Origin of the sequence: Streptomyces sp. NPDC001933 (assembly GCF_042890955.1) — a bacterium.
In the GTDB taxonomy this organism is placed as follows: domain Bacteria; phylum Actinomycetota; class Actinomycetes; order Streptomycetales; family Streptomycetaceae; genus Streptomyces.
This window is the reverse complement of sequence record NZ_JBIASS010000014.1, coordinates 52,952-79,298: the sequence shown is the minus strand read 5'-3', so window position 1 is coordinate 79,298 and position 26,347 is coordinate 52,952. Positions and strand designations below refer to the sequence as shown.

Sequence of the window (26,347 nt, the reverse complement as noted above, 5' to 3'; positions counted from 1 at the left end):
GGTCATTCCGGCGCTCACGCCGATGCTCCCGCTCGGAGCCGCTCACATCTGCGGGGCCGTTCGCGCCTTCGGAGCCGTTCTCGCCTCCGGGGCCGTTCTCGCCTTCGGGGCCGTTCTCGTACTCGCGCCGGCTCACTTCTGCGCCTCCATCACGACGCGCAGCGCCGCGATCCCGCGGGATCCGTAGGCCTTGACCGAGCCCAGGGATATCCCGAGCGTCTCGGCCACCTGGACCTCCGTCATGTCCGCGAAGTAACGCAGCACCAGCACCTCCCGCTGGCGCCGTTGCAGCCCCCGCATCGCCTTGATCAGCGCGTCCCGCTCCAGCTGGTCGTACGCGCCCTCCTCCGCGCTCGCCATGTCCGGCATGGGCTTGGAGAGCAGCTTCAGCCCGAGGATGCGGCGGCGCAGCGCGGAACGCGAGAGGTTGACGACGGTCTGGCGCAGATACGCGAGCGTCTTCTCCGGGTCCCGTACGCGGTTGCGCGCCGAGTGCACCCGGATGAACGCCTCCTGCACCACGTCCTCGCACGAGGCCGTGTCGTCCAGGAGCAGGGCCGCGAGGCCGAGCAGCGAACGGTAGTGGGCGCGGTAGGTCTCGGTGAGATGGTCGACCGTGGTTCCGGCAGCCACGCTCTCCTCAGCGCCCTCGCGCTGCGCGGGCAGCCGTGCGGAACGTGCAGCGGGCATGGGCGCGATCACCGGCATACCGCCGGGCGCGCGGGGCCGTCGGAGCGGGCGAACCGAAGCGCCGCGCAAGGGGCCCACCACTGTGATTTCGAGAACCTCTGCCACGCCAGTTGGACACGTTTCCCCCCGTCAGGGTTGTACGCGCGCGGCACCACATTCACCGCCGTGCGACATGCCCTCATACGTACCTGCACTTCCCCGAATACCCCGACTGCCCCGAATCGTTCCCCCCGCCGCGCCAGAGGTGACCGCATAGACGCGCAGTCTCCGGTCGGCGGTTGCAGCAGGCCGAAAGTCATCGTCGGATACCCCGACACCCCATCTCAAGAGGTTGAGACCTTCAACTTACTCACAGGACGTTCACAGAGAGTACAAAACCGGTTCGATCAGGACCGGGGGAACTCCGCGGCCACCGATTCGGCGATCTGTGCCACGTTCAACGCCGCCCCCTTGCGGAGGTTGTCGCCGCAGACGAAGAGTTCCAGACCCCGGGGATCGTCCAGTGACTTGCGCACCCGTCCGACCCAGGTCGGATCGGTGCCGACGACGTCGGACGGCGTCGGGAAATCCCCCGCCGCCGGGCTGTCGTACAGCACCACGCCCGGTGCCGTCGCCAGGATCTCGTGGGCCCGGTCGACCTCGATCTCGTTCTCGAACCGGGCGTGCACGGACATCGAGTGCGTCGCGATGACGGGTACGTACACACAGGTCGCCGCGATCCGCAGGCCCGGCAGGTCCAGGATCTTGCGGCACTCCTCACGGATCGCCATCTCCTCGGAGGACCAGCCGTCCCCGGCCTCGGTCCCGGCCCAGGGCACCACGTTGAGGGCGACCGGGGCAGCGAAGGGGCTGCCTTCCGCATCTCCCAGGGCCCTGCGTACGTCCCCCGGCTTCGTGCCCAGTTCCGTACCGGCGACCATCGACAGCTGTTCGCGCAGCGCGGCGACACCGTCCCGGCCCGCCCCGCTCACCGCCTGGTACGAGGAGACGACCAGTTCCCGTACGCCGAATTCGGCGTGCAGCGCTCCGACCGCGACGATCAGTGCGAGCGTCGTGCAGTTCGGGCTCGCGACGATGCCGCGTGGCCGGATCCGTGCGGCGTGCGGATTGATCTCGGGCACCACCAGCGGAACGTCCGCGTCCAGCCGGAACGCGGCCGAGTCGTCGATGACGACCGTACCCTTGGCGGCGGCGATCGGCGCCCACTGCGCGGAGACCTCGTCGGGCACCAGGAAGAGCGCCACGTCGACGTCGTCGAAGACCTCCTCGGTGAGCTGGAGGACCTCGCTCTCCTCGCCGCGCACGACCAGCTTGCGGCCGGCCGAGCGCGGCGAGGCGATCAGCTTCACCTCGCCCCAGACATCCGCGTGCTGCGAAAGGATCTGGAGCATGACGCCGCCGATCGCCCCGGTCGCTCCGACGACCGCGAGCGAAGGACGGCGCGCGGTCATCGGCCGGTGCCCCCGTAGACGACGGCTTCGTCGGAGTCGCTGTCCAGACCGAAGGCGGTGTGCACGGCGCGCACGGCCTCCATGACGTCGTCGGCGCGGGTGACCACCGAGATGCGGATCTCGGACGTCGAGATCAGCTCGATGTTCACACCGGCGTCCGACAGCGCCTCGAAGAAGCCCGCCGTGACTCCCGGGTTGGTCTTCATGCCGGCGCCGACCAGGGAGATCTTCGCGATCTGGTCGTCGTAGCGCAGCGACTCGAAGCCGATGGTGCCGCGGTTGCGCTCCAGTGCGTCGATGGCCTTGCGGCCCTCGGCCTTCGGCAGCGTGAACGAGATGTCGGTCAGACCGGTCGACGCGGCGGAGACGTTCTGCACCACCATGTCGATGTTGATCTCCGCGTTCGCGATGGTGCGGAAGATCGCGGCGGCCTCACCCGGCTTGTCGGGCACGCCGACGACGGTGATCTTGGCCTCGGAGACGTCATGGGCGACTCCGGAGATGATCGCGTGCTCCACCTTCTGGTCCCCTTGCGGCTCGTTGCTGACCCAGGTTCCGCGCAGTCCGGAGAAGGACGAGCGGACGTGGATCGGAATGTTGTAGCGGCGTGCGTACTCCACGCACCGGTGCAGCAGCACCTTGGAGCCGGACGCGGCCAGCTCCAGCATGTCCTCGAAGGAGATCCAGTCGATCTTCCGGGCCTTCTTCACGACCCGCGGGTCGGCGGTGAAGACACCGTCCACATCGGTGTAGATCTCACAGACCTCGGCGTCCAGCGCGGCCGCGAGCGCGACGGCGGTGGTGTCGGACCCGCCGCGGCCGAGGGTGGTGATGTCCTTCTTGTCCTGGGACACACCCTGGAACCCCGCGACGATCGCGATGTTCCCCTCGTCCAGCGCCGTACGGATACGGCCCGGCGTCACATCGATGATGCGCGCTTTGTTGTGGACCGAGTCGGTGATGACGCCTGCCTGGCTACCGGTGAACGACTGGGCCTCGTGGCCCAGGTTTTTGATCGCCATCGCCAGCAGGGCCATGGAGATCCGCTCTCCGGCGGTCAGCAGCATGTCGAACTCACGCCCGGCAGGGATCGGGGATACCTGCTCGGCGAGATCGATCAACTCGTCCGTCGTGTCGCCCATCGCTGACACCACGACAACCACCTGGTTGCCGTTCTTCTTGGCATCGACGATTCGCTTGGCGACGCGCTTGATGCCCTCGGCATCGGCTACGGAGGAGCCTCCGTACTTCTGCACGACAAGGCCCACGTGCGCTCCTCGCTCAGTCCATTACTGCTGTCGGCTCAGTTTAACGAGCAGTCCGGAATCGCCCCGCTGATACCACATGGTGAGATGTCCCGCTCAGCACGTGATCATCGGCGTGTCGCTCCGGACCGCTCGTACGGGGTTGCTGCCCGCCGAACCGGCTCGCATGCCGTATGTGGTCCAGGCCACACGCCCGGCGGCCCGGCTCCACGATTCACCGGTCCTGCACCTCCAGCGTGAACCGGAACCCAACCATCCGCCCACCGGAGGCCCGCCATGCGCACGCCGTTACGCGTACTGCCCCTGCGCTCGCTGCCCCTGCTTCTCGCCCTCGCCGCACTCCCCCTGACCGCGTCCCCGGCGACCCGCGGTGCGACGGGTGCTGACAGAGGCTTGAGGCAGCGGGGCAGCGGGGGCGGCGCCTACTGCACCGGCCGCAGCCCCAGCGGTCCCGCGATCTCCTCGGCCATCACCCGGCCGGCCTCCTCGGCGAGGTCGTCGTCGAGGGTCTCCGTGTCGGTGTCCAGGCCGTCCAGCTCCTGGAGGGGCTGGTTGAGGCGGATGTGGGCGATCAGGGACTGGAGGGCGCGCAGGGTGGCGGAGGCGGTGGAGCCCCAGTTGGAGAAGTAGGAGAACTGCCACCACCACAGCGCCTCGGTGGTGCGGTCCTCCTCGTAGTGGGCCAGGCCGTGGCGCAGGTCGGTGACCAGGTCGGCCAGGTCGTCCGAGATCCGGGCCGGGACCGGGGCCTTGCGGGGCTCGTACGGGTCGAAGACCTCGGAGTAGACGTCGATCGGCTCCAGCAGGGCGGCGAAGCGCTCGCGCAGCCCGTCGGCGTCCGGCTCGGCGCCCAGGTCCGGCTCGTAGCGCTCGTCGGGGACGATGTCCTCGTACGCGCCGAGCCGGCCGCCCGCCAGCAGGAGCTGGGAGACCTGGAGCAGCAGGACGGGGACGGCTTCCTCGGGCTCCTCGACCTTGGACACCTCGGTGACCGCGACGATGAACGTCTTGATCTGGTCGGCGATCTGGACGGCGAAGTCGTCCGGGTCCTGCGTGACGGAGTTCAGCGTGGCGTCAGACATCGAGGGGACCTCCCGTGGGCACGGTCGCGAACGGTGAGTAGAACATAGCGTCGCTGAACGTAAAGCCGCCGTGAGTCGTGGGAACGCCCCTCGAAACGGTCACGGGAAGAACATCGGAAGACGTAAAGGCGTCACACATCGAGCAGGCGCCTCCCCTCGAAGGCGCGGCCCAGGGTGACCTCGTCCGCGTACTCCAGGTCGCCGCCGACCGGCAGGCCGCTGGCCAGTCTGGTGACCCGCAGGCCCATCGGCTTGACCATCCGCGCCAGGTACGTCGCGGTGGCTTCGCCCTCCAGGTTGGGGTCGGTCGCCAGGATCAGTTCCGTGATCGAGCCGTCGGCGAGGCGGGCGAGCAGCTCGCGGATGCGCAGATCGTCCGGGCCGACGCCCTCGATCGGGCTGATCGCGCCGCCGAGCACGTGGTACCGGCCCCGGAACTCACGGGTCCGCTCGATCGCGACGACGTCCTTCGGCTCCTCGACCACACAGATCACCGACGGGTCCCGGCGCGCGTCCCGGCAGATGTTGCACTGCTCCTGCTGGGCGACGTTGCCGCAGACCGAACAGAACCGGACCTTGTCCTTGACCTCCAGGAGGGCATGGGCGAGGCGGCGCACATCGGTCGGCTCGGCCTGCAGGATGTGGAAGGCGATCCGCTGCGCGCTCTTGGGACCGACGCCGGGCAGCCTGCCCAGCTCGTCGATGAGGTCCTGAACCACGCCTTCGTACAACGGGAACGCCTTCCTTTCCTGTTCTGTTTCTGTTCTCGACCGGTCAGAAGGGACGGGTCAGAAGGGGAGGCCGGGCATGCCGCCCAGGCCCTGGGCCAGCGGGCCCAGCTTCTGCTGCTGGAGCTGCTGCGCGTTCTCGTTCGCCGCCTGGACCGCGGCGACGACGAGGTCGGCGAGCGTCTCGGTGTCCTCCGGGTCGACGGCCTTCGGGTCGATCACCAGATTGCGGAGCTCGCCGGAGCCGGTCACGGTCGCCTTCACGAGACCGCCACCCGCCTGGCCCTCGACCTCGGTCCTGGCCAGTTCCTCCTGGGCCGCGGCGAGGTCCTGCTGCATCTTCTGGGCCTGCTGCAGCAGCTGCTGCATATTGGGCTGACCACCACCGGGAATCACGGTCACTCCTGGCAATTCGACGACAAAATGTTTCGGTAAGCCGAGCCTACGTGGTCCCCGGGCAGCGCGCCCCACTCACTGGCGCGCAACTCTTTCGAGTGAGTTTCAGGCAGCCCTTGCCGGGCTCCTATACCTGATCACAGGCCCTGCGCACCCGGGAATACCGCGTTTTCTCCTCCGCAGCCCACCATTCGGCGGTAGGAAGGGCACACGCATCAGGACACCCAGGCACACCGATCGTCACGCAAAGTTACCCACTCGGGACAGTCGGCCATGCCGGAGAGCAGTGAGCACCCCACCGTCTCGAAACACATCGCCACATCAGGCGCCGCTACGCAGAATGCAGAGGAGTACCCGGTGAGTCAGCCGGAGAAGCAGCCCGAAGGGCCGCCCCGCAACGAGCCCGGTCCGGCCGGCTCGGACTCCCGCGCACGGGGCCGGGATCTGACCGGTACGCCATTCCCGCTCGGCGACTGGGGCGAACCCGCCGACCGCCTCGACGAGTTGTACCGCTGGGTCGAGGCCGACGCGCTGCGCACCGCCGACTGGTACCTGAACGACCGGGTGCGCAAGCGCCGCGGCGCCAGGACGTTGCGGATCGGCACCGCGCTCGGGACGGTCGCGGGCACCGCGCTGCCGCTGCTCGATCTGACCGGGGCGCTGCCCGGGGCGGCGGGCTGGGGCTATCTGTCGCTGCTGCTGGGCGCCGCGTGCATGGCGTGCGACCGGTACTTCGGCCTCACCTCGGGCTGGATAAGGGACCTCGCCACCGCCCAGGCGGTGCAGCGGCGCCTCCAGGTGCTGCAGTTCGACTGGGCGTCGGAGTGCGTGCGGGAGGTGCTCGGCCCGACCGAGGGGACGGCCAGCGAGGCGGCCGAACGGTGCCTGGGGGTGCTGCGGCGGTTCTCGGAGGACATCACGGAGCTGGTGCGCACCGAGACCGCGGACTGGATGGTGGAGTTCCGGGCCGGGCCCGCGCCGATGGGGCTGCAGGCGCTGTCGTCGGGCTCGGGGAACGGCGGGCGTCCGGATCAGGGGGTGCTGCCGGGGCGGTTCCCGCTCCAGACGATGACCCGGCCGAACATGCCGCGCCAGCGCCCGCCGGAGTCACCGCGATGACCTCGCGGTGACCCCCGGGGGGGCCGCCCCGGGGGCCTTGCCGGCCTCAGCTGAAGATGATCATCGAGCCCTGGGCGAGGCTGCGGGTGGCCGCCGCGTGCAGGCCCAGCCAGACGTGCCGCTCGCGGGCGAACGGGCTGTCGTCGTACGGGATCGGCGCCGCCGGTTCCTCCAGGGAGGTCGGCGCGGCGGGCGGCAGCGGGGCGGCCGGCGGGTTCGCCGGGTCGATGCCGATGGACGGGGCGACGTACTGCAGCTCCCGCAGCAGCCCGTGCGAGGAGCCGAGCGGGCCGCCGCCCGCCAGCAGGTCGTCGTTGGAGAGCGGGGCGGCGAAGTCCAGCGGGACGTACGCCCCGGCGTGGTCGTAGTGCCAGACCAGGTGGGACTGCTGGGCCGACGCCTCGAACATCTCCAGCAACTGCTCGTAATCCCCGCCCAGTTCGCCGACCGGTGTGACGGCGAGGCCGCTGAGCTGGAGCAGGAAGGCGCGGCGCAGGAAGTGCAGGGCGTCGTAGTCGAAGCCCGCGACCGGGGCGACGTCGCCCGTCAGGCCAGGCATGTAGGCGTACACGGGAACGGGCGGCAGTCCGGCCTCGCCCAACGCCTTGTCGTAGACGGCTATCTCTTCGGCGAACGGGTTGTCGGGGCTGTGGCACAGCACATCGACGAGGGGGACCAGCCACAGGTCACAGGCCACGAAGTCTCGCTCTCCCCTTGGGTGCGCATGGAACGTGTGGAACGTTCGGGTTGGTCGGGACAGCGTAATGCGGTGGGTGCGTTGCGCACAGTGGCCGGTACCGACGGGGACAGGAGGCAGGCCCTACGGCTCCGGCGTACCCGCTACCGGCTCCGGCCCGCCGCGCCCCGGATGTTCGAGCTCACCGGCCGCGAGCCGGTCCGCCCAGTTCAGCGCGTGCGCGCTGTAGTCGTCCATCACCGCGCGCACCGCGTCGTGGTCGCCGAGGGTGATCGCCGCGACCAGGTCCGGATGACCGTGCCAGAGCCAGTCCCGGGCCCTTGCGTCATGGCGCAGGTACGGCACCGCGAACACCCAGGCCTGGACGCGCAGTCGGTGCAGGAAGTCGTTGATGTAGGTGTTGCCCACCAGCACGCCCAGCTCGCGCCAGAACCGCAGGTCGTAGCCGATGAGGATGTCGAGGTCGCCGCCCAGCGCCGCCCGCGCGGCCTCCTGGGCCCTGCGGCGCACGGGGACCAGGCAGTCCCGGTACCCCGTCAACTGCGCGGGCGAGAGCGCGTTGCCGAAGAAGATGCCGCGGATGACTCCGTCGATGACCAGGCTGCGGGCCTCGACCAGCGACCGGTAGTCGGCGACGGTGAATTCCCGTACCCGGAAGCCCCGGTGCTGGTCCGATTCCAGCAGCCCCTGCGCGGAGAGGTCGAAGAGCGCCTCTCGCACCGGCGTGGCCGAGACGCCGTACTGCTCGGCGATCTGCTTGACCGTGAATTCCCGCCCCGGCTGCAGACGCCCGGCAAGCACTTCGTCACGCAGCGCGTCCGCGATCTGCTGCCGCAGCGTACTGCGGGTCACAGCTCCGCTCGCGCACATGGCGCCCCTCCCCGTTCTTTGCTTCCGGTCACCTTAAGCCAGGGCCGCTGTGCCCGGATCCGGGCAGGGGAGGGGCAACGTACCGCGGGGCGCCTGCCGGGCGGCCCCGCGGCTACGGGTTCACGCTGTGTGCTCGTCCGCGACCGACAGCGCCGCGTCGAGGGCCGCGAGGCCCTCCTTGGCCTCGGCCTCGGTGATGTTGCAGGCCGGAACGGCGTGTGTGCGGTTCATGTTGATGAAGGGCCACAGGCCGTTCTTCTTGGCCGCGGCACCGAAGGCCGCCATCGGCGCGTTGGCCTCGCCCGCCGCGTTGTACGGGACCAGCGGCTCGCGGGTCTCCTTGTTGCGGACCAGGTCCAGCGCCCAGAACGCGCCGAGGCCGCGGACCTCGCCGACCGACGGGTGGCGCTCGGCGAGCTCGCGCAGGCCGGGGCCGAGGACCGTCTCGCCGATGTGGGCGGCGTTCTCGATGACCTTCTCGTCCTCCATCACGTGAATGGTGGCGACGGCGGCCGCACAGGCCAGCGGGTGACCGGAGTACGTGAGTCCGCCCGGGTAGGCACGGGTCTCGAAGGTCGCGGCGATCTCGGCGGAGATCGCGACGCCGCCGAGCGGCACGTAACCGGAGTTGACGCCCTTGGCGAAGGTCATCAGGTCCGGCACCACGTCGAAGTGGTCGGCGGCGAACCACTTGCCGGTGCGGCCGAAACCGGCCATGACCTCGTCGAGGATGAAGACGATGCCGTACCGGTCGCAGATCTCGCGGACGCCCGCGAGGTAGCCGGGCGGCGGCGTCATGATGCCCGCGGTGCCGGGGATCGTCTCCAGGATGATCGCGGCTATGGTGCCGGGGCCCTCGAAGGCGAGGGTGTCCTCAAGGTGCTGGAGCGCGCGGGCGCACTCCTCGGCCTCGGTCTCGGCGTGGAACGGCGAGCGGTAGAGGAACGGCGCCCAGAAGCGGACGACGCCCGCCGAGCCGTTGTCGGACGGCCAGCGGCGCGGGTCACCGGTCAGGTTGATCGCGGTGGAGGTGGCGCCGTGGTACGAGCGGTAGGCGGAGAGCACCTTCGAACGGCCGGTGTGCAGCCGGGCCATCCGGACGGCGTTCTCGACGGCCTCGGCACCGCCGTTGGTGAAGAAGATCTTGTCCAGGTCGCCGGGGGTGCGCTCGGCGATGAGGCGTGCGGCCTCGGAGCGCGCCTCGATCGCGAACGCGGGGGCGAAGGTGGCGAGCTTGCCCGCCTGCTCCTGGATCGCGGCGACGACGGTGGGGTGCTGGTAACCGATGTTGGTGTAGACGAGACCGCTGGTGAAGTCCAGGTAGCGGTTGCCGTCGTAGTCCCAGAAGTACGCCCCCTCGGCGCCGGCGACGGCGAGCGGGTCGATCAGGCCCTGGGCGGACCAGGAGTGGAACACGTGCGCGCGGTCGGCGGCCTTCACGGCCGCACCGGCAGCGGGGTCGACATGCGGTGCATGCGGGGCATGAGGGGTCATGCGGCGAGCGTAGGCGGTACCGGGAGCGGGTCGACATGGCCACCTTGTATGGCGTGGGGCGCTCCGCTGGGCAGGGTGTCGGGTTGCCGCCGTACGGGGCCGGGGCGGAACGGAGGGAGCCCGGATCGCAACCGGCCCGGCCACGCGCTGCGTGGATCCCTATGATCGAGCGAGCCACGCGAGGCATCGCTCAGTTCGAACCCGGGGGAAGGACGTTCAGCGCCATGCAGAGCCTGACGCCACAGGATCCGCGTGCCATCGGCGCGTACCGGCTGCTGGGCCGTCTCGGCGCCGGCGGCATGGGCCAGGTCTATCTGGCCCGGTCCGACCGCGGCCGCACCGTAGCGATCAAGCTGGTACGGGGCGAACTCGCCGAGGAGCAGGAGTTCCGCGACCGCTTCCGCCACGAGGTACGGGCCGCCCGCCAGGTCGGATCCGTCTGGACCGCCCCCGTGCTGGACGCCGACACCGAGGCCGCCGTGCCCTGGGTCGCCACCGGCTACGTCGCCGGCCCCTCCCTGCACGCCACCGTCACCGGCCGCGCGCGCACCCCCGAGGGGGCGGCCTCCGGTGCGTACGGTCCCCTGCCGGAACGTTCGGTCCACATCCTGGGGGCGGGTCTCGCCCACGCCCTCCAGGACATCCACGCCGCCGGGATCGTCCACCGCGACCTCAAGCCCTCCAACATCCTGCTGACGATCGACGGGCCGCGCGTCATCGACTTCGGCATAGCCCGCGCGCTGGACACCGTCATCGACGGCGCCGTCACCCGCACCGGGGCCCTGGTCGGATCGCCCGGTTTCATGTCGCCCGAGCAGGTGCGGGGCGAGCGGGTCACCCCGGCGTGCGACGTGTTCTGTCTCGGCTCGGTACTGGCGTACGCCTCGACCGGCCGGCTTCCGTTCGGGCCGTCCGACAGCAACCCGCACGCGCAGATGTTCCGGATCGCGCAGGAGGACCCGGACCTGACCGGCGTCCCCGTGGACCTCGTCGAACTGGTCCGGGACTGCCTGCACAAGGACCCGGCCGCCCGTCCGACGACGGACGCGATCCTGGAGCGCCTGGCCGACGGCGACACGGCGGAACCCTGGCTCCCGGGCGCCCTGATAGCCCAACTCGGCCGTCACGCGGTGGAGTTGCTGGACTCCGAGGACCCGGAGGAGAGCCCGGCGGAAGCAGCGCCCCAGGTGCCACAGGCGCCCCCGGCGCCCGCCGCATCCCCGGAGCCCGCGCCGCCCACCCCCGCGCCCACTCCCACACACATCCCCACGCCCGCGCCCGCCCCCACGGCCGTCCCCACGCCTGCCCCCGCCTACGGATACCCGCCGCACCCCGGCCAGGGCTTCGGCCCCCAGCAGCCCCCCGCCGGCTACGGGTACCCGCCACAGCCGCAGCAGCAGTACCACCAGCCCCAGCACCCGCAGCCCGGATTCGGCAGCACGCCCCCGTACGGCCCCGGCCCCGGCTACCCCACCGCTCCGCAGCAGCCCGCCCCCGAACCGGCCCGCCGCCGGAGGGGCTCGACCATCGCGCTCATCGCCGTCGCCCTGCTCGTCGCGGTAGGGGCGGGCGGGTCGGTCTACGCGCTCATGAACGGCAAGCCGGTGGAACCCACCCCGGGCCCCACCGGCTCCGCGTCCCCCACGGACACCTCGTCGGGCTCCCCCGGGACCGACGACCCGTCCTCGCCGGACCCCTCCCCCGGCGACGGCAAGAAGAACAGCGACGGCCCCATCCCGTCCGGCTACCTCGGCACCTGGTCGGGCTCCATCGAGAACGCCGCCGGCCACTCCACCCGGAAGCTCGTCATCCAGCAGGGCACGGTCGGACAGAGCGTCCTCACCCTCACCGCGGACGGCCCGCTCGACACCGGCGGCACCTACCACTGCGTCTTCCAGGCCGAGCTGACCACGGAGCCGGCCCCGGGCGGCCCCGTCGAGGTCGGCCCCTCCACGGTCACGGTGGGCGAGCCCATGACGTCCTGCACGGCGGGCAAGGCCACCACGCTCACCCTGCTCCCGGACGGTTCGCTGCGCCGCGAGAACAACGACAACGGCGAGCAGCTCACGTACACGAAGGACGAATGATCAGGCCAGACTGCGCACCGTGAGGCCGATTCCCACCGCGAGGACGGCCAGCGCGGTCAGGACGCTCCCGTACGGGGTGCAGCGCCGCAGGGCGGGCAGCCGCCGCTCGCCCAGGACGGCGAGCCGGTTGCTGCCGCCGGCCAGCAGCAGCCCGGCGGAGGTGAGGGTGAGCGCCATGCCGACGCCGTAGCCGACGACCAGCAGGACGCCGAAGAACGTACGGCTGAGCGCGACGGCCCCCAGCAGGACGACCAGCGCGGACGGGCTGGGCACCAGCCCGCCCGCCAGCCCGACGCCGAGCAGCGAGGGCAGCCCGGTACGACGGGAACGCCCGTGATCATGCCCGTGATCGTGATCGTGGTGATGCGCGTGCGCGTACGCATGGCTGTGCCCGTGCCCGTGCCCGTGCCCGTGCCCATGCCCGTGTTCATGGCTGTGCGAAGCCGGGTGCCCCGTCCGCAGTGCGCGTACCGCAGTCACCACGAGTCCCGTGCCCAGCACCGCGATCACCGCCCCGCTCACCGCCCCCAGCCACCCCAGCAGTCGCTCCCCCAGGAAGCCGCCCCCCGCCGTCAGCACCAGCCCCACCGCCAGCACGCCCGCCGTGTGGGTCACCGTCACCGTCGCACCCACCGCGAGCGCGGCCCGCACGCCGCCCTCCTTCCGTGCCAGGCAGGCGGCGACGGCGAGCTTCGCGTGCCCCGGCAACGCCGCGTGCCCCGCGCCCAGGAGCATCGTCAGCAGGACTGCGAGCAGGCCCACCGGCACCGTCAGGTCCCGGCCCGACGTCAGACCGGTGAGCCGGTCCTCCAGCGCCGGGAAGAGAATCGCCCCCCGGTCCACGGCCGGGGCCGCGCCCGGCAGCCGGGACCCGGCGGCGCCCGCCCCGCCCTCCGCCCCCGTCGCACCCGGCTCCGTACGGATCCGCGCATCGACCACGTCCGACGACCGCCCGCCGTCCCCACCCGTCGGGTAGCTCCGCAGCGCATCGCTCGAACTGCGCTCCGGCACCGAGGAGTCGACCAGCCGCACCCCGCTCCCGACCGCCGTGATCTCCTTCCAGCCCGTCCGTGCCGCCTCCGCCCCCGAGGCGAACGTCACGTCGGCGGGCCCGGACAGATCGGCGTCCGCCCGCAGTACGCAGGTCAGCCGGGCGATGGGCAGGCCCGCCGCCCCTTTCCCGTACGTCAGGGAGGTGCGCCCGACGTGCCAGCCGAGCGCCTCGCCGCCCACCGAGGCCCGGGTCCGCCCGGCCAGTTCCGCGCACCGGGCCTTCGCGCGGGCGGCGGCCTCCGCCGCCGAGACCCTCCCGTCCCGGTCCCGGTCGGTGGACTCCTCGTCCTGGGCGGTGGGGATCTCCGCGCTGTCGACGACGGCCGTGTCCTCGATCCCGTCCGGCACGAGCCGCAGCCCGTCGTAATGATTCAGGCTGAAGTTCCCCAGAGGATGGGCTGGTTGGGCGTGCACCTGCGGTGCCGTGGTCAGGCAGAGGAGCAGCGCGGCAGGCACCGCACCGCCGATTCGCTTCATCATCAACAACAACGCGAGAACTCAGTTCTGTCGGTTCTTCTGCTGGTTCTTCTGCTGGGTCTTCTGCTTCAGCATTCGGGTGGCCAACGGAGCGTGGTACGGCGAGAAGTTCGGGTTCAGGGCGAGCGCCTCCCGCAGGTGGCGGTCACCCTCGGGAAGCCCGAGGGCGTGCTCGATCGCGCCCCGGTGGTACCGGAACAGCGCGTTGCCCCACCCCGTCCGCGCCGCCTGCCGGGCGTACCCGACGGCCTCCGCGTCGTGCCCCGCGCGGTGCAGCGCCCAGCCCAGCGCATCGGCCACGATCACGCTCCGGGCCCGCTTCCACTCCCCGCGCATCAGCTCCACCGCGACCTCCGGGTCCCCGTGGTCGGCCACGTACAGGGCGAGATGCGGGTCGACCGGCCCGCCGGAGGCGCGCAGCAGCCGCACCTGCGCGTCCAGCGCCGCCTTCTCCCCCCGCATCCGCTCCCCGCCCCCGCCCAGCTCCACGGCCTCCGCCAGGAACTGCGGCAGCGGTGTCCGTGCCACCAGCCGCCGGTACCTGTCCAGGGCCTTCGCCGTGTCACCGCGCACCGCCTGCACCTTGGCCAGCCCGGCCTCCCCGTACGGATGCCCGGGTACGGCGTCCACCGCCCGCCGGAAGCGCCACTCGGCCCGGTCCACCGCGCCCTCGTTCCAGGCCAGGTCACCCAACCGGGCCTCCGCGAAGGCCCGTTCGTCGGCGGTGGCCGCACTTTCCAACGCCCTCCCCAGCGCGATCGCGGCGTCCTCCGGCCGGCCGTTGGTCTCCAGGTCGTACGCCGCCCTGCTGTACGCGGCCCCCGCCGGAGCGATGTCCAGCAGACGCTGCACGGCCGCCCTGGCCGCCGGGTAGTGGCCGAGCTGGATCTCCGCGTCGGTCAGCACCGCGTAGCCGTCCGCCCGGTCCGGCGCCATCCGGGTGGCGCTCAGCCCGAACTTCCGGCCGTCCGCGAACTCGTGGCGGGCGTTGGCCACCAGCCCCTGGCCCGTCACCGCCGCGTAGTTGTCCTTGCGCTGGAGGGCCAGTGAGCGGCGCAGGGCCTCGTCGGCCGCGTCGAGCCGGCCCGCGTCGAGCGTGACGCGGGCCTGTTCGACCTCCGCCCGTGCCAGGCCCGACCAGACCGTCGGGTCGTCCGGGTAGCGCTCCGTGCGCTTGCGGGCCGTGGCGACCGCGAGGGCCACGGCGTCGGGCGCCGCACCGGCCCGCGGGGCGGTGGCCGTCGGATGGTTCTCCGTGCCGGGACCGAGGTACAGCAGTCCCGCCACGCACCCGGCGACGGCCACCGCCGCGCCCGCCACGGAGATCGGACGCCTCACGGGCCGGCGTGCGGGAGGTTGAGATACGGGAACGTGTTCTGCGCGTCGGCGACCTCCAGGGCGACCACCGGCTCCGGCAGCAGTCCGGGCGGCGACGGCTGGGCGGGCTCGCCCTCCAGCATCCGCAACAGCGGTCCGTCGATGTTGTCGTTGAGCCGGCGCCCGTTGGGGAAGCCCTGCCGGTCGCCGTCGAGCACGCCCATGGCACGGGGTGCGGCGGTGATCGGCGTCGTCAGGTTCAGCCGCAGTTCCTCGGCCATCACGATGCGGCTGCGGTCGGCGTCCGCGTTCATGATGTGGGTGTTCAGGTCGAAGCCGAACTTCGATCCGTTGTCCGCGCCGATGCCCTTCAGGAACAGGGCCTGGATGTCGGTGCGCGGGGTCGCCGGTGCCGGGTACCCCTGGGCCGCCTGGATGCGGTGCGGCGGTACGGGGTCCAGGGTGCCGGCCAGGAACTCGTTCTCCAGGTGGTCGTCCTTCGGTGCCCGCGCCTGGAAGCGGTCCTCGGGCCCGCCCGGCCTGGAGAGGCCGATGGTGGAGCCGTACACCGCGAACGCCAGGTGCGGGTTGCCCTGCCGCGATACCTGGCGGAACGTCGGGGCCTGCTTCGCCAGGCTGCGGCCCAGGTCCGCGCCCGGCCTGGAGACGCTCGCCCACACCCCGATCACCGGGTTGCGCGCCGGGTCGCCCTTCAGCGCCACCTCGCTCTTGGGCACCTGGATGATCAGGCTGTTCACATTGAGCACCGACAGCGGCTGGGCGTCCGGCAGCCAGCCGGGCACGGGCCCCCGCGTCCCGACCGTGTACAGGCCGAAGACCTGGGTGTCCGCCTTGAACGAGTCCGCGACCTGGCTCGCGAGGGTCTGGCCGCCGCCCGGCAGCTTGCGGATCGCCTGCGCGCGCAGCTTGCCGTAGTCCGGCATCAGGAAACGGCCGGTGTTGGTGGGCGCGGCGATCCCGTCGCTCAGCAGCGTCTGACTGGCGCCGCCCGCCGTGACCCGCTCCAGGTTGTACTTCTGACGCACCCCGAGCGAGCGGTCGTCCAGCGAAGTCACCGGCGCCGGACCGACCTTGGGCCCGAGCCCGAAGGGCCTGCGGTCGTCGTCCCGGAAGGTCCAGCGGTACGTGGTGTCGGGCACCCCGTCACCGTCGGCGTCCGTGTGGATCTCGTACCGCGCCCCCGTCGCGAACGGATAGTCCACCAGCGCGTTGAGCGCGGTCCCGGGCATCTCGAACGGCCGGACGTTCGCGATGAGGGTGACCATGTCCGGGTTGTCGGGGCTGCTGAACGCGTAGACGTCGGTGAGGTCCGCCGCCGTGTCCAGCACCGACGACGGAGCGTCGACGTGGCCGCCCGCCTCGCTGCTTCCGGTCAGCGGTCCCCACAGGGACGCGGCGGTCAGCGCGGCGGCGGTGGCGGTCAGCGCGGCGAGACGGCCGGATGGAAAACGGCGTGGCTGTCTGGCAGTTGCGGACATGCGACGCTCCAGTGCTAGGTGGGGGGAGTCCGCCCAGACTGGTGCGCTGTTGATCATGGTGCGAACTCAGCACGCCGATCGCCGCCAATCGCGTGGAGCTTTTCCGCCGGGCGGTCTAAGGACCGTTTGACCGAGCGCGTATGTATGCATTGATGGACATGCCCGACGGGCGGTCGAGAACCGTGACGCTTCTTCGTCAATCGGTCAATTCCACTTTTCATACAACCTGTTGGGCCGCCTGGACAGCTCTGTCCGGCACTTCCCCCCACGCAGCATCAGATCAGGAAGGCCCCATGAGTATGCGCGTAATCCGCCGTCTCACCGTCCTCGCCGCAGTGGCCGCACTCAGCGTGCCGCTCGGCCTGGCATCGGCCGGAGCGGCCGACTCGAACTCCGTCCCCGCCCCCCACGCGGCAGTTGCCGACCCGTTCCCCGGCGTGTACATCTCCCCGTGGGGAGACGCCCAGGTGGAGCTCAGCCCGGAACTGCTGACCTGGATGCGGACCGAGGGCATCACGCTGGAGGCCATCAGCCCGTTCGTGATGGACGCGGACGGCCGGGGCTTCTCCATGCCGATCGGCTCGACGGCGGGTGACGGTCTCGACTCCCGGGGCCGCATCTTCTACCCCGGTGGCCTCAACTTCCATCACGCCGCCTCGGACACGACCATCACGCTGAAGCCGACGTACATCCGCGTGATGCCGACCCCGGGCTACTCCGCCGGGGTGGCGGTGAACGGTGTGCCGATCGCCGACGAGCTGATGATCGCGGACACGACCCCCGCCGAGGCCCTGCTCGGCGCCCGCCCGAGCCCCACGGGCTTCCGGCTGGAGAAGGTGCCGTTCCGCATCACCGCCGAGGCGTCGCGACTGTTCGCCGAGGTGACCGGCCGTCCGGGTCCGCGCGTCGGCAGCCTGCTCGGCACGCTCACGCCGAACTTCGACTACATCCCGGGCCAGATCTCCTCGCCCATCGGCTTCCCGAGCTTCTGACCGGCCCTTTTTCCGTTTCGGTCGACGCCCGGCCGGGTCCCGTTCGCGGGGCCGGTCGGGGGTCGGCCGTTTCGTGCTGCCCGCGCCCGGTCAGCAGAGCAGGGCGGTCGCGGCGTGCAGCAGCAGCATCGTGTGGACGAACCGGTCCGGCGCCGTGGGTGGGAAGTGCCAGGCCAGCGGCCAGGTCCGACCGCACAGTGCGGGGATCGGTACGTAACTGATCCGGCCCGCCGTCGCGTTGAGCCGAGTCACCCCCGCCGGCCACGGTTTGCCCTCCGTGCCCCCCGCCGGGACGAGAAAGTACACCGCCCGCCGTCCGTTCGCCTCGGTGACGACGGGACCGGGCTCACCTCCCGTGATCGCCTCCATCAATCCGGCCAGCCGACGCCCTTCTTCCCCGTCCACGCGCACGGCGTCGAATTGCACGCCTGCTCTGCGCAGTTGAAATCCGGAGTACGGAATCCACTGGAGGTTCATTTCACTTTGCGGCGCATTCACAGGACCAGTCTGACCCTTGTTGGTTACCGTTTTACGTGACTGACGAGGGGCGTCGCATACCCGTTGACCTGCGCGAACTCCCCTGAACCTCAGTCGAGTTCGGCGGGGCCGGGTAGTGACCGGTTGAGACCGGTTGAGTCGAAAAGGGATCGCAATGGCGCGAGCGGAAAACAAGGAAACGGCGAGTCCGACGGCCAAGCTGGTGGCCGATGTGGCCAAAAATGCCCGCATGCGGAAGAAGCTGACTCAGGAACAGCTCGGAAAAGAGATCGGCTTCTCGGCGGCGGCGGTGAGCGCCATGGAGACGTGTGCACAGCCCGCGAGCGACGACATGTTGGCGGGGCTGGAGCGGGTGCTCGGGGACGGCATGGGCGTGTTCGAGCGGGCACGGCTGTACATGCGGATGGAGACGTACCCCGACGAGTTCAAGAACCACGTGCCGGTGGAGCAGGCGGCGCGGGCGCTCCAGTTGTACGCCAACACCGTGGTGCACGGGCTGTTCCAGACGGAGGCGTACGCGCGGGCGCTGATCGGTGGCGGGTTCCCGCCGCTTCCTCACGACCGGGTGGAGGAGCTGGTCGAGGCGCGGATGGCCCGCAAGGCGCTCCTCGACCGGGACCCGACGCCGCTGATCGAACTGGTCCTGGAGGAGTCGGTTCTCACTCGGGCAATCGGCAGCGAGGAAATCATGCGGGAGCAGTTGCGGTACCTCGCGGAGTGCGCCCAGCGTCGCAACGTAACGCTCCAGGTGCTGTCACTGGACTGCGGCCTGACCGGGGAGTACGCCGGAGGTCATGGCGGCCTGACCCTGGTGGAGACCCCGGACCACCGGCACCTCGTCTACCTGGAAGTACAGGAGGAGAGCTGGACACTCAGCGACCCGGCGAAGGTAAGCACGTACTCCCAGCGATGTGCGAGGATCCGAGCACAGGCAATGGGTCTTCGCGAATCGCTGAACCTCATCAAGAAGTTGGCAGGAGACGAGGAATGAGCAACACCCTGCATTGGTTCAAGTCCAGCTACAGCAACGCCAACGGCGGCGAGTGCATCGAGGTGGCCTTCGACTGGCGCAAGTCCTCGTACAGCAGCTCCAGCGGCGGCGAGTGCATCGAGGTCGCCACCTGCCCCCACTCCGTCCACATCCGGGACTCCAAGGTGCCCGACGGGCCCACCTTCGCGGTTGCTCCCGATGCCTGGGCGGCGTTCCTCACCTGGGCGGACTGACGTTTCGCAGGGCCGGGGGAGGCGTCCTGCCCCGGCCCCGCAAATGTGTAGGAGTTGTGGGCGCCATGGCATACCCTGCGTTCGTGGGCCGCACCCCTCTCATCTCGGGTGCCACGGCCCTCTCTTACCGTGGGGGTAATTCATTTTGCGCACGCGCAGAATCTCGGCCGCGACCTCGCTCGCGGTTCTCTTCAGTTCCGTAGTTCTGATCGGCGGTGCGGCGAATCCGGCCGCTGCCGACTCCACCAAGGTTCTTCCCGCCGCATCGGTCGGCGACATCGTCGCGGACGGTGTGCACAAGCGGGTCTTCATCAGTGACCCGACCGGCGGCAAGGTGCTCGTCACCGACTACAACGGCACGGTCGTCGGCACCATCACCTCTCTGCCGGGCGTGACCGGCCTCGAACTCTCCGCCGACTCAGGCACGCTGTACGCCGCCGTGCCGGGCGCCGACGCGATCGTCACCATCGACACTGCCGGGCTCACGGAGTCCGCCCGGTACGCGACCGGCGAGGGCACCGACCCGAAGCACCCGGCGCTGGCGGGCGGCAAGCTCTGGTTCGGGTACGGGGCGGCGGGCGAGGGCAACATCGGATCGCTCGACCTGTCCGGCGCCGAGCCGGTCGTCACCCTGGACCAGGACCAGGACCGCACCTGGTTCTCCGCCCCGACCCTGGCGTCCACGCCCGGCGCACCGGGCACGCTGGCCGCCGGCATCGAGACGCAGAGCCCCGCAGAGCTCGCGGTGTACGACGTCGCCTCGGGGACGGCCACGCGGACCGCGCACGCCTCCGTCGACGGCGGCAACATGCGCGACCTGGCGCTGAGCCCGGACGGCAAGCAGATCGTGGTGGCCAGTGCGGCCCCGTACCTGCACCAGGCGTACAACACGGCGGACCTCACTCGGGGGGCCGCGTACCCGTCCACCTCGTACCCCAACGCGATCGACATCGCCCCGAACGGCACGGTCGCCGCGGGATCGTCCGCCTGGTACGACCCGGACGTCTACGTCTACAAGCCCGGCAACACCACCAAGCCCGTCCGGACGTACGAGTTCCCCAACACCGGGAACAGCAGCGGCGCGGACACCCTGATGGACGCGGGGCTGGCCTGGGCGCCGGACACCAGCCGCCTGTTCGCGGTCACCGCCAACAGCCTGGGCGTCCGTTCACTGCGGGTGCTCACCGACGCCGTGAAGTCCGCGAGCACCGTCACGGTCAACGCCCCGGCGAAGTCCGCGCTCGGCAAGAAGCTCACCGTCACCGGCCGGGTGAAGTCCGACGGCGCGTTCCCGGCGGGCGCCAAGGCCACCGTGACGCGTACCGACATCGAGTCGCCCAAGGGCAAGGCGCTGCCCTCGGTGGCGCTGAAGTCCGACGGCAGCTTCTCCTTCGCCGACACCCCGACCGCCGGTGGCCAGGTCACGTACAAGGTCTCGTACGCGGGCGACGCCACCCACTCCGCGGCCTCCGGCTCCGACAAGGTCGCCGTGCCCCGGACGGTCACCTCGCTGACCCTGAACCACAACAAGGCGCTGTACTCGTACGGCGCCGACGTGACGTTCACGGCGCACCTGGGCAAGACGTACAAGAACCGCACCGTCGAGCTGTGGGTGGACCCGTTCGGGTCGGACAAGCCGAACAAGCTGGTGAAGACCGGCAAGGTCAACTCCAAGGGCAACCTGTCGACCACGGTCGACATGACCCGGGACACCACCGTCACCGCGGTCTTCAAGGGCGACGGCCGGTACACCTCGAAGAAGGTCACGTCGACCGCGTACGCCAAGGTGAAGGTCTCCACCTCCATCTCGAAGCAGTACAAGACGGCGAAGATCGGCAAGACGTCGTACCGGTACTTCCACAAGAAGACCGACCCGGTCTTCACGACGGCGATGACGTACTACAAGAACCGCTCGCACAAGCTGTCCCTGCAGCTGTACTACCAGGGCAGGTGGTACGACGCGGGCTCGCAGTACTTCAAGCTCGGCACCAACGGGAAGACCATCGTGACGCTGAACGGCACCCATGACACGGGCTACCGGATGCGCGTCCGTGCCTCGTACGTCAACGGCACCTCGGGCGACACGGTGAACTCGACCACGCACGGCGCCTGGCAGTACTTCATCTTCACGAAGTAACCAGGCACGAAGTAGCCAGGCGGCAACAAGCAGCACCTGGCAGCCTCGTGAGTGCGGTCGGCACGAGTGGTCGGCATGAATGCGGGGTCGGGCAGTCGCCCGGCCCCGTACGCATGCCCGGCCTCGCACGCGTACGCGGCCCTGCACGCATGCCCCGCCCTGCACGCGTACGCGGCCCTGCACGCATGCCCCGCCCTGCACGCGTACGCGGCCCCGTGTGTGTACGCGGCCCCGTGTGCGTACTCGGCCCCGCGCGCGTAGGCGGTACCTCCGCCGCTCGCCCGCAGCACCACCCCATCCGCACAACGTGACACTTCCCCCTCCACCTGTCACGTTCGCGCTGACACCCACCTGCCCTCCACGCCGGGCCCCTCACGCCCCCCACGTCGTACAACGTGACACTCACCCCCACACCTGTCACGTTGTAAAACACACCCCCTCATGCAGGACGGCCCTCGCAGGACAGCCTTACGGGTGGGAACGGGGCGAATTCGCCCGTGCGGACCGGTTCCTGCGCCAGGCTCGCCCCCATGCGTCCGCGTTCCTCGTACAAAGCACCGCCGTCACTGAGCCTGGTCTACTCCGCCGTGCTGCAGAGCATGGCCGAACACGGGCCCCGCAAAATGAACTTGGCGCTCGTAGCACGACTGGCCGAAACCGACCGCCAGTTGCTCTACCGCAATTGGCCCGATCGCAATGTGCTCGTCCGCGATTGCGCCGACAACGAGCTGCAACGCGTCCTGTTCGTCGCGGGCAACCTGCGCTCGGAACAGGAGGGCCTGTGCCGGATCGCCGAGGAGATCGTCCGTGCCGCCCGGATGGTACGCGAGCACCCCGTGACCCGGGCGACCGCGCGCACCGACCCGGACCTGCTGCGAGGCGCCCTGCTCAGCTACGACACACGGCTCCACGGACGGGCCCGTCACTGGCTGAACAACCTGTTTCCGTGGCAGTTGGCAAGGTCGATTCCGCACCTGCGCCTGCTGTCGGACGTCCTGCTCACCGTCACGGCCCCGTTCGCGCTCACACCACCGGAGGAACCCCACACGGACTCCGAACGCTCGGAACTCGACGCACGTCTCCGCATCACACTGCACCTGTGCCTCGGTCTCGCCCCGGACTGCCCCTGCGCCGCCACCCCGCCATGAACCGGCACACCACGAGCCCTGCGGGTCCACACCGGTCAGCCCAGCAGCTCACGCCGCCGGCAGTCCGGCCGGCCCGTCCTGCGGCAGGGGCCCCGCCCGGCCAGCGGACGACGGTGACCTCGCGTCGCTCAGTCATGACGTCAGCATCACATGACACGCCCCCATCCCTGGGGCGTCCTAGAGCAGCGGCTTGGCCGACATCAGCAGATGCTGGTGAGCGGGCCGGGAGCCTTCCGGGTCCCCGCCCTCCGGGTCCGCGCCGGGCGTCCGGCCGGTGACCATCGCGCGCTGGCCGGGGCCCATCAGCTCGAACCTGATCACGGGGGTGCCGAACGAGCCCAGCGCGTCCATCAGATACGCGGGGTTGAAGGCGACCGTCAGGTCCTCGGCGCCCTCCAGCACGGCGGGCAGGCGCTGGGAGGCGACGTCGTCCTCGTAGCCCGCCTGGAGCAGCACCGAGCCCTCGGAGAAGACGAGGTGGAGCGGGCTGCCGCCCTCCGCGACCACTGCGACCCGCTTGACGGCCTCGACCAGGGGCACCCGGTCCGTCTCGGCCGTGACCGCGCCGGTCATCGCGAACAGCTTGTCGTGGCGCGGCAGCCGGCCGTCGAGCAGGCGCACCGTCGTACGCATCCCGGCCAGTTCGAACCCGGCCGAACCGCCGTCCAGGGCCAGGCTGACCATGCCGCCCCGGCCGAAGGAGCGGGAGATCTCGGTGAGCCTGCGGGCGGAGACCACTACATCGGCCGTGACACCGTCCCGGCCGGGCTTCCAGGAGAGCGTGCGCACCGCGAAGCGGTAGCGGTCCGTGGCGGCCAGGGTCATCGTGTCGCCGTCCAGCGCCAGCCGGATGCCGGTCAGCGTCGGCAGCGAGTCGTCCCGGCCCGCCGCCACCGTCACATGGGCGACGGCCGCCGCGAACTCCTCCGCGTCCACCCCGCCGAGGACCTCCGGCAGCGACGGCAGCGCCGGGTAGTCGTCGAAAGGCAGCACCGAGAGGCCGAACCGGGCACCGTCACTCGCCAGCGAGAACCGCGAACCCTCGACCGAGCACTCCACCACCTTCTCGGGCAGCACCTTGCAGACATCGAGCAGCCGCCGGCCCATGACCAGCACCTTCCCGGCCCGTACGATCTCCGCCTCCACCTCGATGCGGGCGGACGCCTCGTAGTCCAGCCCCGAGATGCTCAGCCGCCCATCGGCCGCCTCCAGCAGCAGGCCGCCCAGCACGGGAACGGGCGAGCGCGTGGGCAGCACCCGGGCCGCCCAGGCCACGGCATCGGTCAGTGCGCTGCGCTCAATGCGGAACTCCATGGCGGCGGCCTCTCCCGGTCGGCTTCGATCGCGGACGCGATCGTGAGCCGACACTAGGGGCCGCCACTGACAACGGAAGAAGAAGAACGGTTGCGGCCGACGCGACAGCGGCCACCCCCGTGAGCCGCTGCTGTCGCCCCCGTACCCCTCCCCCAAGGGGTGCCGCAACCGTGTTCGGACTCTAGGTCCTCGGGTACGTACCTGAAAGCTTCAATCAGCACTGTGTGGGCCGTGGCAGGTATCAGTCCGCACAATCAAACCGGTAGCCTTTATTCCGGTTTTTGAGCAGGGGTGGAGGACTTGTGCGCGCGCGGGAACGGGCCGATGACGTACTGAGGATGTACCGGCTGGCCCGGTCGGGCGGATCGCAGGAGCTCCTGCACTGGGTGTCCGGCCGGGCGGCGGGCTGGGCCGGGCTGCTCGACGGGGACGGCACCGTGCTGCACGGCGTGACCCGGAGCCCGGCCGGTACAGGCGTGGAGGCGGCCGCGCTGGCACGCGAGTACGCGAGGAGCCTGCCCGGTCTCGACGCCCGCTCCTTCTCCTTCGACCGCGGGGCGCACACCGCGCTGCTGTTCCCGCTGGACGGCCCGCCGGACGCCGCAGCCCCCATTCTGGCCGTGGTCGCACCGCGCCCGCTGCCGGACGGGCTCGCCATCCTGCTCGCCGACGTGGCGATGCCGCTCGCCATGTGCTGGGCGGCGGAGGCCGTGGAGCGCAAGCGGCGCCGCGTCGACCTCGCGGAGTCCCGCAGCCGGGAAGCGGTGCTGCATCTGCTCATGACGGGTCAGCTGTCCATCGCGCACCAGGTGGCGGGCGCGCTGAAACCCAACCTGCCCGATCCCGTCCGGGTGTACGTCGTGGAGTGCCCGCCCGGCCGCCGGGACGAGGTGGCGCGGATCTGCACGGAACTCTCCGGCGGGCGGTCCTGGATCGTCCGGTGCCCGGTCTACGCCCGCCATCTGATCCTCGTCGTGCCGGCCGACGCGGGCACGGCCGAACATCGGCTCGGCATCCGGGTCGCCGAGGCGGTCACCGAGTGCGTCGCGGGGGTCAGCGAGGACGTGCCGCTGGCGGACACGGCGACCGGTTACCGCCAGGCGTTCCACGCGCTGGCGGTGGCCCGCGGGCTGCCCGCCCGGCACGCCTGCTTCGGCTCGGCGCCAGATCCGGCCGTGGCCGCCGGGGCGGCCGGGGCGCGGTGGGCCGACGAACTGCTGCACCCGTTGCTCACGTACCTGCCCCGGCGCAGCCAGGACCCGGGAAGCCAGGAGCTCGCGGCGACGCTCGCCTCCTGGCTGGCGTTCTCCTCGCACGCGACCCAGCATCTGAAGATCCACCGCAACACCCTGGCCGCCCGGCTCCGGCTGATCGGCGAGCTGCTCGGCCTGGACCTGAACCGGGTCGGCGACCAGGCCGCCCTCGATCTGGCCCTGCGCATCCGCGCCACCCCCACCGCGCCCGGCAGGTCCCACCGGGACGAACGCGAGCCCCGGCCGCCGCTCGGCCTGGACGACATCCTGGGCGTGGTGGCCGTACGGGAGTGGGCGGCCCAGCAACTGCGCCCGCTCACCGGACCGGGCACCTCGCGGAGCTCCGCCGACCCGCGGGAGACCCTCCGCACCTGGCTGGAGTGCGAGGCCCAACTCGCCGGTACCGCCGAGGTGCTGGGCATCTCGGTGCCGGGCGTCCGCAAGCGCCTCACCCGGCTCGAATCGGTCCTCGGCCGCTCACTGCTCCAGCCGCCCAGCGCCCGTTACGACCTGTGGCTCGCCTTCCGGGCCCTGGACCTCGCGGCGGCCGGCACCGCCCGCTGAACCGGAACGGAGGCGTGTCCGACCGGAGCCGGGCACGCCCCCGCCGGGTGGGGGAGAACAGGAACCGCTGGTCAGCAGCTCAGGTTGGAGCCCGGGGTGGTACCGAGGATCTGCACGAACGCCTTGTAGCGGTCGATGCGGCTCTGGACCTGGGCGGGGTTGCCGCCGTTGCACTCCAGGGTGCCGTTGATGGACCGGATGGTCTCGCCGAACCCGGCGCCGTTCACCATGGCGTTGTGGGCGGTCATGGTGCCGGGGCCGTTCTGGGTGTTCCAGTACCAGAGGCCGGTCTGCCAGGCGACCGAGGCGTTCTGCTCGACCAGGTACGGGTTGGCCAGCAGATCGATGCCGAGCGCGTCACCGGCGGCCTTGTAGTTGAAGTTCCAGCTGAGCTGGATCGGGCCGCGGCCGTAGTACGCGGCCTGACCGGCCGGGCAGCCGTAGGGCCGGCTGCTGTCGCAGTAGTGGGGGTAGTTGGACGTGTTCTGCTCGACCACGTACACCAGGCCGCCCGTCTCGTGGCTGACGTTGGCGAGGAACGCCGCCGCCTCCTGACGCCTGACGGTGTCGCTGCCGGTGTTCGCGAAGGCCGGGTAGGCGCTCAGGGCCGCGGTCAGCCCCTCGTACGTGTAGAACGAATTCCGGTTCGGGAACATCTGGTTGAACTGCGCCTCGCCGACGACGAAGCCGGACGGGTTGCCCGGGTCCGTGCCGCCACCGCCGCAACTCCCCCGGTCTGACCAGACGTCGGAGCTTCCGGGGGTCTCGTTCTGGGTCCACCACTTGGCGGTCCAGTTGTGTCCGTTGTAGGAGGCCGTCCCGCCACCGGTGTACACGGACGAGGAGTTCCAGGGGGCCGCGCAGTCGGCCTCGGCCGCCGCGCCGGACGCGTTGGCCACCGGGAGAAAGACGACCGTTGCGACGACCGCGGCCAGCGCGGCCAGCAGACCCGTGAAGCGCCTGATCATGCGATCACTCCTTCGGCGCGGCGC

Annotated in this window: 23 protein-coding genes; 8 read left to right on the top strand and 15 right to left on the bottom strand. The window is 70.8% G+C overall.

Features of this window, described 5'->3' with window-relative positions; all coding sequences use genetic code 11:
* Positions 1-132: 132 nt before the first annotated feature.
* The 6 genes from ACFYY7_RS29740 to ACFYY7_RS29715 form a co-directional block, all read right to left on the bottom strand.
* A complete protein-coding gene (locus ACFYY7_RS29740) occupies positions 133-708 on the bottom strand; it encodes a SigE family RNA polymerase sigma factor (RefSeq protein WP_266731739.1) in 576 nt (191 codons plus the stop codon).
* A 368-nt stretch (positions 709-1,076) separates the two neighbouring features.
* Positions 1,077-2,141 (bottom strand): aspartate-semialdehyde dehydrogenase, encoded by a 1,065-nt coding sequence (locus tag ACFYY7_RS29735; RefSeq protein WP_388666274.1) that lies wholly within the window; start codon positions 2,139-2,141, stop codon positions 1,077-1,079.
* Positions 2,138-3,409 (bottom strand): aspartate kinase, encoded by a 1,272-nt coding sequence (locus ACFYY7_RS29730; protein ID WP_266731735.1) that lies wholly within the window; start codon positions 3,407-3,409, stop codon positions 2,138-2,140. Before ACFYY7_RS29730 ends, ACFYY7_RS29735 begins: the two co-directional genes overlap by 4 nt.
* Positions 3,410-3,828: 419 nt before the next feature.
* Complete coding sequence (locus ACFYY7_RS29725) at positions 3,829-4,488, bottom strand: DUF5063 domain-containing protein (protein WP_266731732.1); 660 nt, start codon at positions 4,486-4,488, stop codon at positions 3,829-3,831.
* A 131-nt stretch (positions 4,489-4,619) separates the two neighbouring features.
* Positions 4,620-5,219: a recombination mediator RecR gene (gene recR, locus ACFYY7_RS29720; protein WP_266417409.1), complete on the bottom strand. Its 600-nt coding sequence runs from the start codon at positions 5,217-5,219 to the stop codon at positions 4,620-4,622.
* A 57-nt stretch (positions 5,220-5,276) separates the two neighbouring features.
* Positions 5,277-5,612 carry a YbaB/EbfC family nucleoid-associated protein gene (locus ACFYY7_RS29715; RefSeq protein ID WP_072487886.1) on the bottom strand — a complete coding sequence of 112 codons (336 nt, stop codon included), beginning with the start codon at positions 5,610-5,612 and terminating at the stop codon, positions 5,277-5,279.
* A 357-nt stretch (positions 5,613-5,969) separates the two neighbouring features.
* Between ACFYY7_RS29715 and ACFYY7_RS29710 the strand changes: the two genes are divergently transcribed.
* On the top strand, positions 5,970-6,731 hold the full coding sequence (locus tag ACFYY7_RS29710; RefSeq protein WP_388666270.1) for an SLATT domain-containing protein: 762 nt from the start codon (positions 5,970-5,972) through the stop codon (positions 6,729-6,731).
* Between the two features lie 46 nt (positions 6,732-6,777).
* Here the strand turns inward: ACFYY7_RS29710 and ACFYY7_RS29705 are convergent, their stop codons facing one another.
* The 3 genes from ACFYY7_RS29705 to ACFYY7_RS29695 all read right to left on the bottom strand — a co-directional run bounded on the left by ACFYY7_RS29705 (position 6,778) and on the right by ACFYY7_RS29695 (position 9,792).
* Complete coding sequence (locus tag ACFYY7_RS29705) at positions 6,778-7,428, bottom strand: hypothetical protein (RefSeq protein WP_383711822.1); 651 nt, start codon at positions 7,426-7,428, stop codon at positions 6,778-6,780.
* Between the two features lie 123 nt (positions 7,429-7,551).
* Positions 7,552-8,298 (bottom strand): GntR family transcriptional regulator, encoded by a 747-nt coding sequence (locus ACFYY7_RS29700; protein WP_388666266.1) that lies wholly within the window; start codon positions 8,296-8,298, stop codon positions 7,552-7,554.
* Positions 8,299-8,418: 120 nt separating this feature from the next.
* Positions 8,419-9,792 (bottom strand): aspartate aminotransferase family protein, encoded by a 1,374-nt coding sequence (locus ACFYY7_RS29695; protein WP_266731725.1) that lies wholly within the window; start codon positions 9,790-9,792, stop codon positions 8,419-8,421.
* A gap of 224 nt (positions 9,793-10,016) precedes the next feature.
* Between ACFYY7_RS29695 and ACFYY7_RS29690 the strand changes: the two genes are divergently transcribed.
* On the top strand, positions 10,017-11,879 hold the full coding sequence (locus ACFYY7_RS29690) for a protein kinase (protein ID WP_388666262.1): 1,863 nt from the start codon (positions 10,017-10,019) through the stop codon (positions 11,877-11,879).
* Here ACFYY7_RS29690 and ACFYY7_RS29685 read toward each other — a convergent pair whose 3' ends face one another.
* From ACFYY7_RS29685 to ACFYY7_RS29675, 3 genes are read right to left on the bottom strand one after another with little or no spacing between them, the layout of a single operon-like run.
* Positions 11,880-13,412: a nickel transporter gene (locus tag ACFYY7_RS29685; protein WP_388666259.1), complete on the bottom strand. Its 1,533-nt coding sequence runs from the start codon at positions 13,410-13,412 to the stop codon at positions 11,880-11,882. It lies immediately after the preceding gene.
* A gap of 18 nt (positions 13,413-13,430) precedes the next feature.
* Positions 13,431-14,747 (bottom strand): tetratricopeptide repeat protein, encoded by a 1,317-nt coding sequence (locus tag ACFYY7_RS29680; protein WP_388666256.1) that lies wholly within the window; start codon positions 14,745-14,747, stop codon positions 13,431-13,433.
* A complete protein-coding gene (locus ACFYY7_RS29675; RefSeq protein ID WP_388666253.1) occupies positions 14,744-16,225 on the bottom strand; it encodes a DUF4331 domain-containing protein in 1,482 nt (493 codons plus the stop codon). The genes ACFYY7_RS29680 and ACFYY7_RS29675 overlap by 4 nt, the downstream gene beginning before the upstream one ends.
* A gap of 293 nt (positions 16,226-16,518) precedes the next feature.
* Between ACFYY7_RS29675 and ACFYY7_RS29670 the strand changes: the two genes are divergently transcribed.
* Positions 16,519-17,217 (top strand): hypothetical protein, encoded by a 699-nt coding sequence (locus ACFYY7_RS29670; RefSeq protein ID WP_388666250.1) that lies wholly within the window; start codon positions 16,519-16,521, stop codon positions 17,215-17,217.
* Positions 17,218-17,307: 90 nt separating this feature from the next.
* On the opposite strand, the gene ACFYY7_RS29665 is transcribed toward ACFYY7_RS29670, so the two are convergent.
* Positions 17,308-17,694: a hypothetical protein gene (locus tag ACFYY7_RS29665; protein ID WP_388666248.1), complete on the bottom strand. Its 387-nt coding sequence runs from the start codon at positions 17,692-17,694 to the stop codon at positions 17,308-17,310.
* Positions 17,695-17,869: 175 nt separating this feature from the next.
* Here ACFYY7_RS29665 and ACFYY7_RS29660 point away from each other — a divergent pair, with 175 nt between their 5' ends.
* The 4 genes from ACFYY7_RS29660 to ACFYY7_RS29645 all read left to right on the top strand — a co-directional run bounded on the left by ACFYY7_RS29660 (position 17,870) and on the right by ACFYY7_RS29645 (position 22,224).
* A complete protein-coding gene (locus ACFYY7_RS29660) occupies positions 17,870-18,706 on the top strand; it encodes a Scr1 family TA system antitoxin-like transcriptional regulator (protein ID WP_388666246.1) in 837 nt (278 codons plus the stop codon).
* Positions 18,703-18,939 (top strand): DUF397 domain-containing protein, encoded by a 237-nt coding sequence (locus ACFYY7_RS29655; protein WP_388666243.1) that lies wholly within the window; start codon positions 18,703-18,705, stop codon positions 18,937-18,939. Before ACFYY7_RS29660 ends, ACFYY7_RS29655 begins: the two co-directional genes overlap by 4 nt.
* Before the next feature lie 145 nt (positions 18,940-19,084).
* Positions 19,085-21,076 (top strand): Ig-like domain repeat protein, encoded by a 1,992-nt coding sequence (locus ACFYY7_RS29650; protein WP_388666240.1) that lies wholly within the window; start codon positions 19,085-19,087, stop codon positions 21,074-21,076.
* Positions 21,077-21,606: 530 nt separating this feature from the next.
* On the top strand, positions 21,607-22,224 hold the full coding sequence (locus ACFYY7_RS29645) for a hypothetical protein (RefSeq protein ID WP_388666238.1): 618 nt from the start codon (positions 21,607-21,609) through the stop codon (positions 22,222-22,224).
* Between the two features lie 177 nt (positions 22,225-22,401).
* Here the strand turns inward: ACFYY7_RS29645 and dnaN are convergent, their stop codons facing one another.
* Positions 22,402-23,538 carry a DNA polymerase III subunit beta gene (gene dnaN / locus ACFYY7_RS29640; protein ID WP_388666235.1) on the bottom strand — a complete coding sequence of 379 codons (1,137 nt, stop codon included), beginning with the start codon at positions 23,536-23,538 and terminating at the stop codon, positions 22,402-22,404.
* Between the two features lie 338 nt (positions 23,539-23,876).
* Here dnaN and ACFYY7_RS29635 point away from each other — a divergent pair, with 338 nt between their 5' ends.
* Positions 23,877-25,355, top strand: coding sequence for a helix-turn-helix domain-containing protein (locus tag ACFYY7_RS29635; RefSeq protein ID WP_388666626.1), 1,479 nt, complete (start codon positions 23,877-23,879; stop codon positions 25,353-25,355).
* Between the two features lie 71 nt (positions 25,356-25,426).
* Here ACFYY7_RS29635 and ACFYY7_RS29630 read toward each other — a convergent pair whose 3' ends face one another.
* A complete protein-coding gene (locus ACFYY7_RS29630; RefSeq protein WP_388666232.1) occupies positions 25,427-26,323 on the bottom strand; it encodes a glycoside hydrolase family 19 protein in 897 nt (298 codons plus the stop codon).
* Positions 26,324-26,347: the final 24 nt, after the last annotated feature.

Coding starts and splice junctions, on each gene's coding strand:
- ACFYY7_RS29740 (WP_266731739.1), bottom strand. CDS start 708: ATGCCGGTGATCGCGCCCATGCCCGCTGCACGTTCCGCACGGCTGCCC.
- ACFYY7_RS29735 (WP_388666274.1), bottom strand. CDS start 2,141: ATGACCGCGCGCCGTCCTTCGCTCGCGGTCGTCGGAGCGACCGGGGCG.
- ACFYY7_RS29725 (WP_266731732.1), bottom strand. CDS start 4,488: ATGTCTGACGCCACGCTGAACTCCGTCACGCAGGACCCGGACGACTTC.
- ACFYY7_RS29700 (WP_388666266.1), bottom strand. CDS start 8,298: ATGTGCGCGAGCGGAGCTGTGACCCGCAGTACGCTGCGGCAGCAGATC.
- ACFYY7_RS29695 (WP_266731725.1), bottom strand. CDS start 9,792: ATGACCCCTCATGCCCCGCATGCACCGCATGTCGACCCCGCTGCCGGT.
- ACFYY7_RS29690 (WP_388666262.1), top strand. CDS start 10,017: ATGCAGAGCCTGACGCCACAGGATCCGCGTGCCATCGGCGCGTACCGG.
- ACFYY7_RS29685 (WP_388666259.1), bottom strand. CDS start 13,412: ATGATGAAGCGAATCGGCGGTGCGGTGCCTGCCGCGCTGCTCCTCTGC.
- ACFYY7_RS29675 (WP_388666253.1), bottom strand. CDS start 16,225: ATGTCCGCAACTGCCAGACAGCCACGCCGTTTTCCATCCGGCCGTCTC.
- ACFYY7_RS29670 (WP_388666250.1), top strand. CDS start 16,519: ATGAGTATGCGCGTAATCCGCCGTCTCACCGTCCTCGCCGCAGTGGCC.
- ACFYY7_RS29665 (WP_388666248.1), bottom strand. CDS start 17,694: ATGAACCTCCAGTGGATTCCGTACTCCGGATTTCAACTGCGCAGAGCA.
- ACFYY7_RS29660 (WP_388666246.1), top strand. CDS start 17,870: ATGGCGCGAGCGGAAAACAAGGAAACGGCGAGTCCGACGGCCAAGCTG.
- ACFYY7_RS29655 (WP_388666243.1), top strand. CDS start 18,703: ATGAGCAACACCCTGCATTGGTTCAAGTCCAGCTACAGCAACGCCAAC.
- ACFYY7_RS29645 (WP_388666238.1), top strand. CDS start 21,607: ATGCGTCCGCGTTCCTCGTACAAAGCACCGCCGTCACTGAGCCTGGTC.
- dnaN (WP_388666235.1), bottom strand. CDS start 23,538: ATGGAGTTCCGCATTGAGCGCAGCGCACTGACCGATGCCGTGGCCTGG.
- ACFYY7_RS29635 (WP_388666626.1), top strand. CDS start 23,877: ATGTACCGGCTGGCCCGGTCGGGCGGATCGCAGGAGCTCCTGCACTGG.
- ACFYY7_RS29630 (WP_388666232.1), bottom strand. CDS start 26,323: ATGATCAGGCGCTTCACGGGTCTGCTGGCCGCGCTGGCCGCGGTCGTC.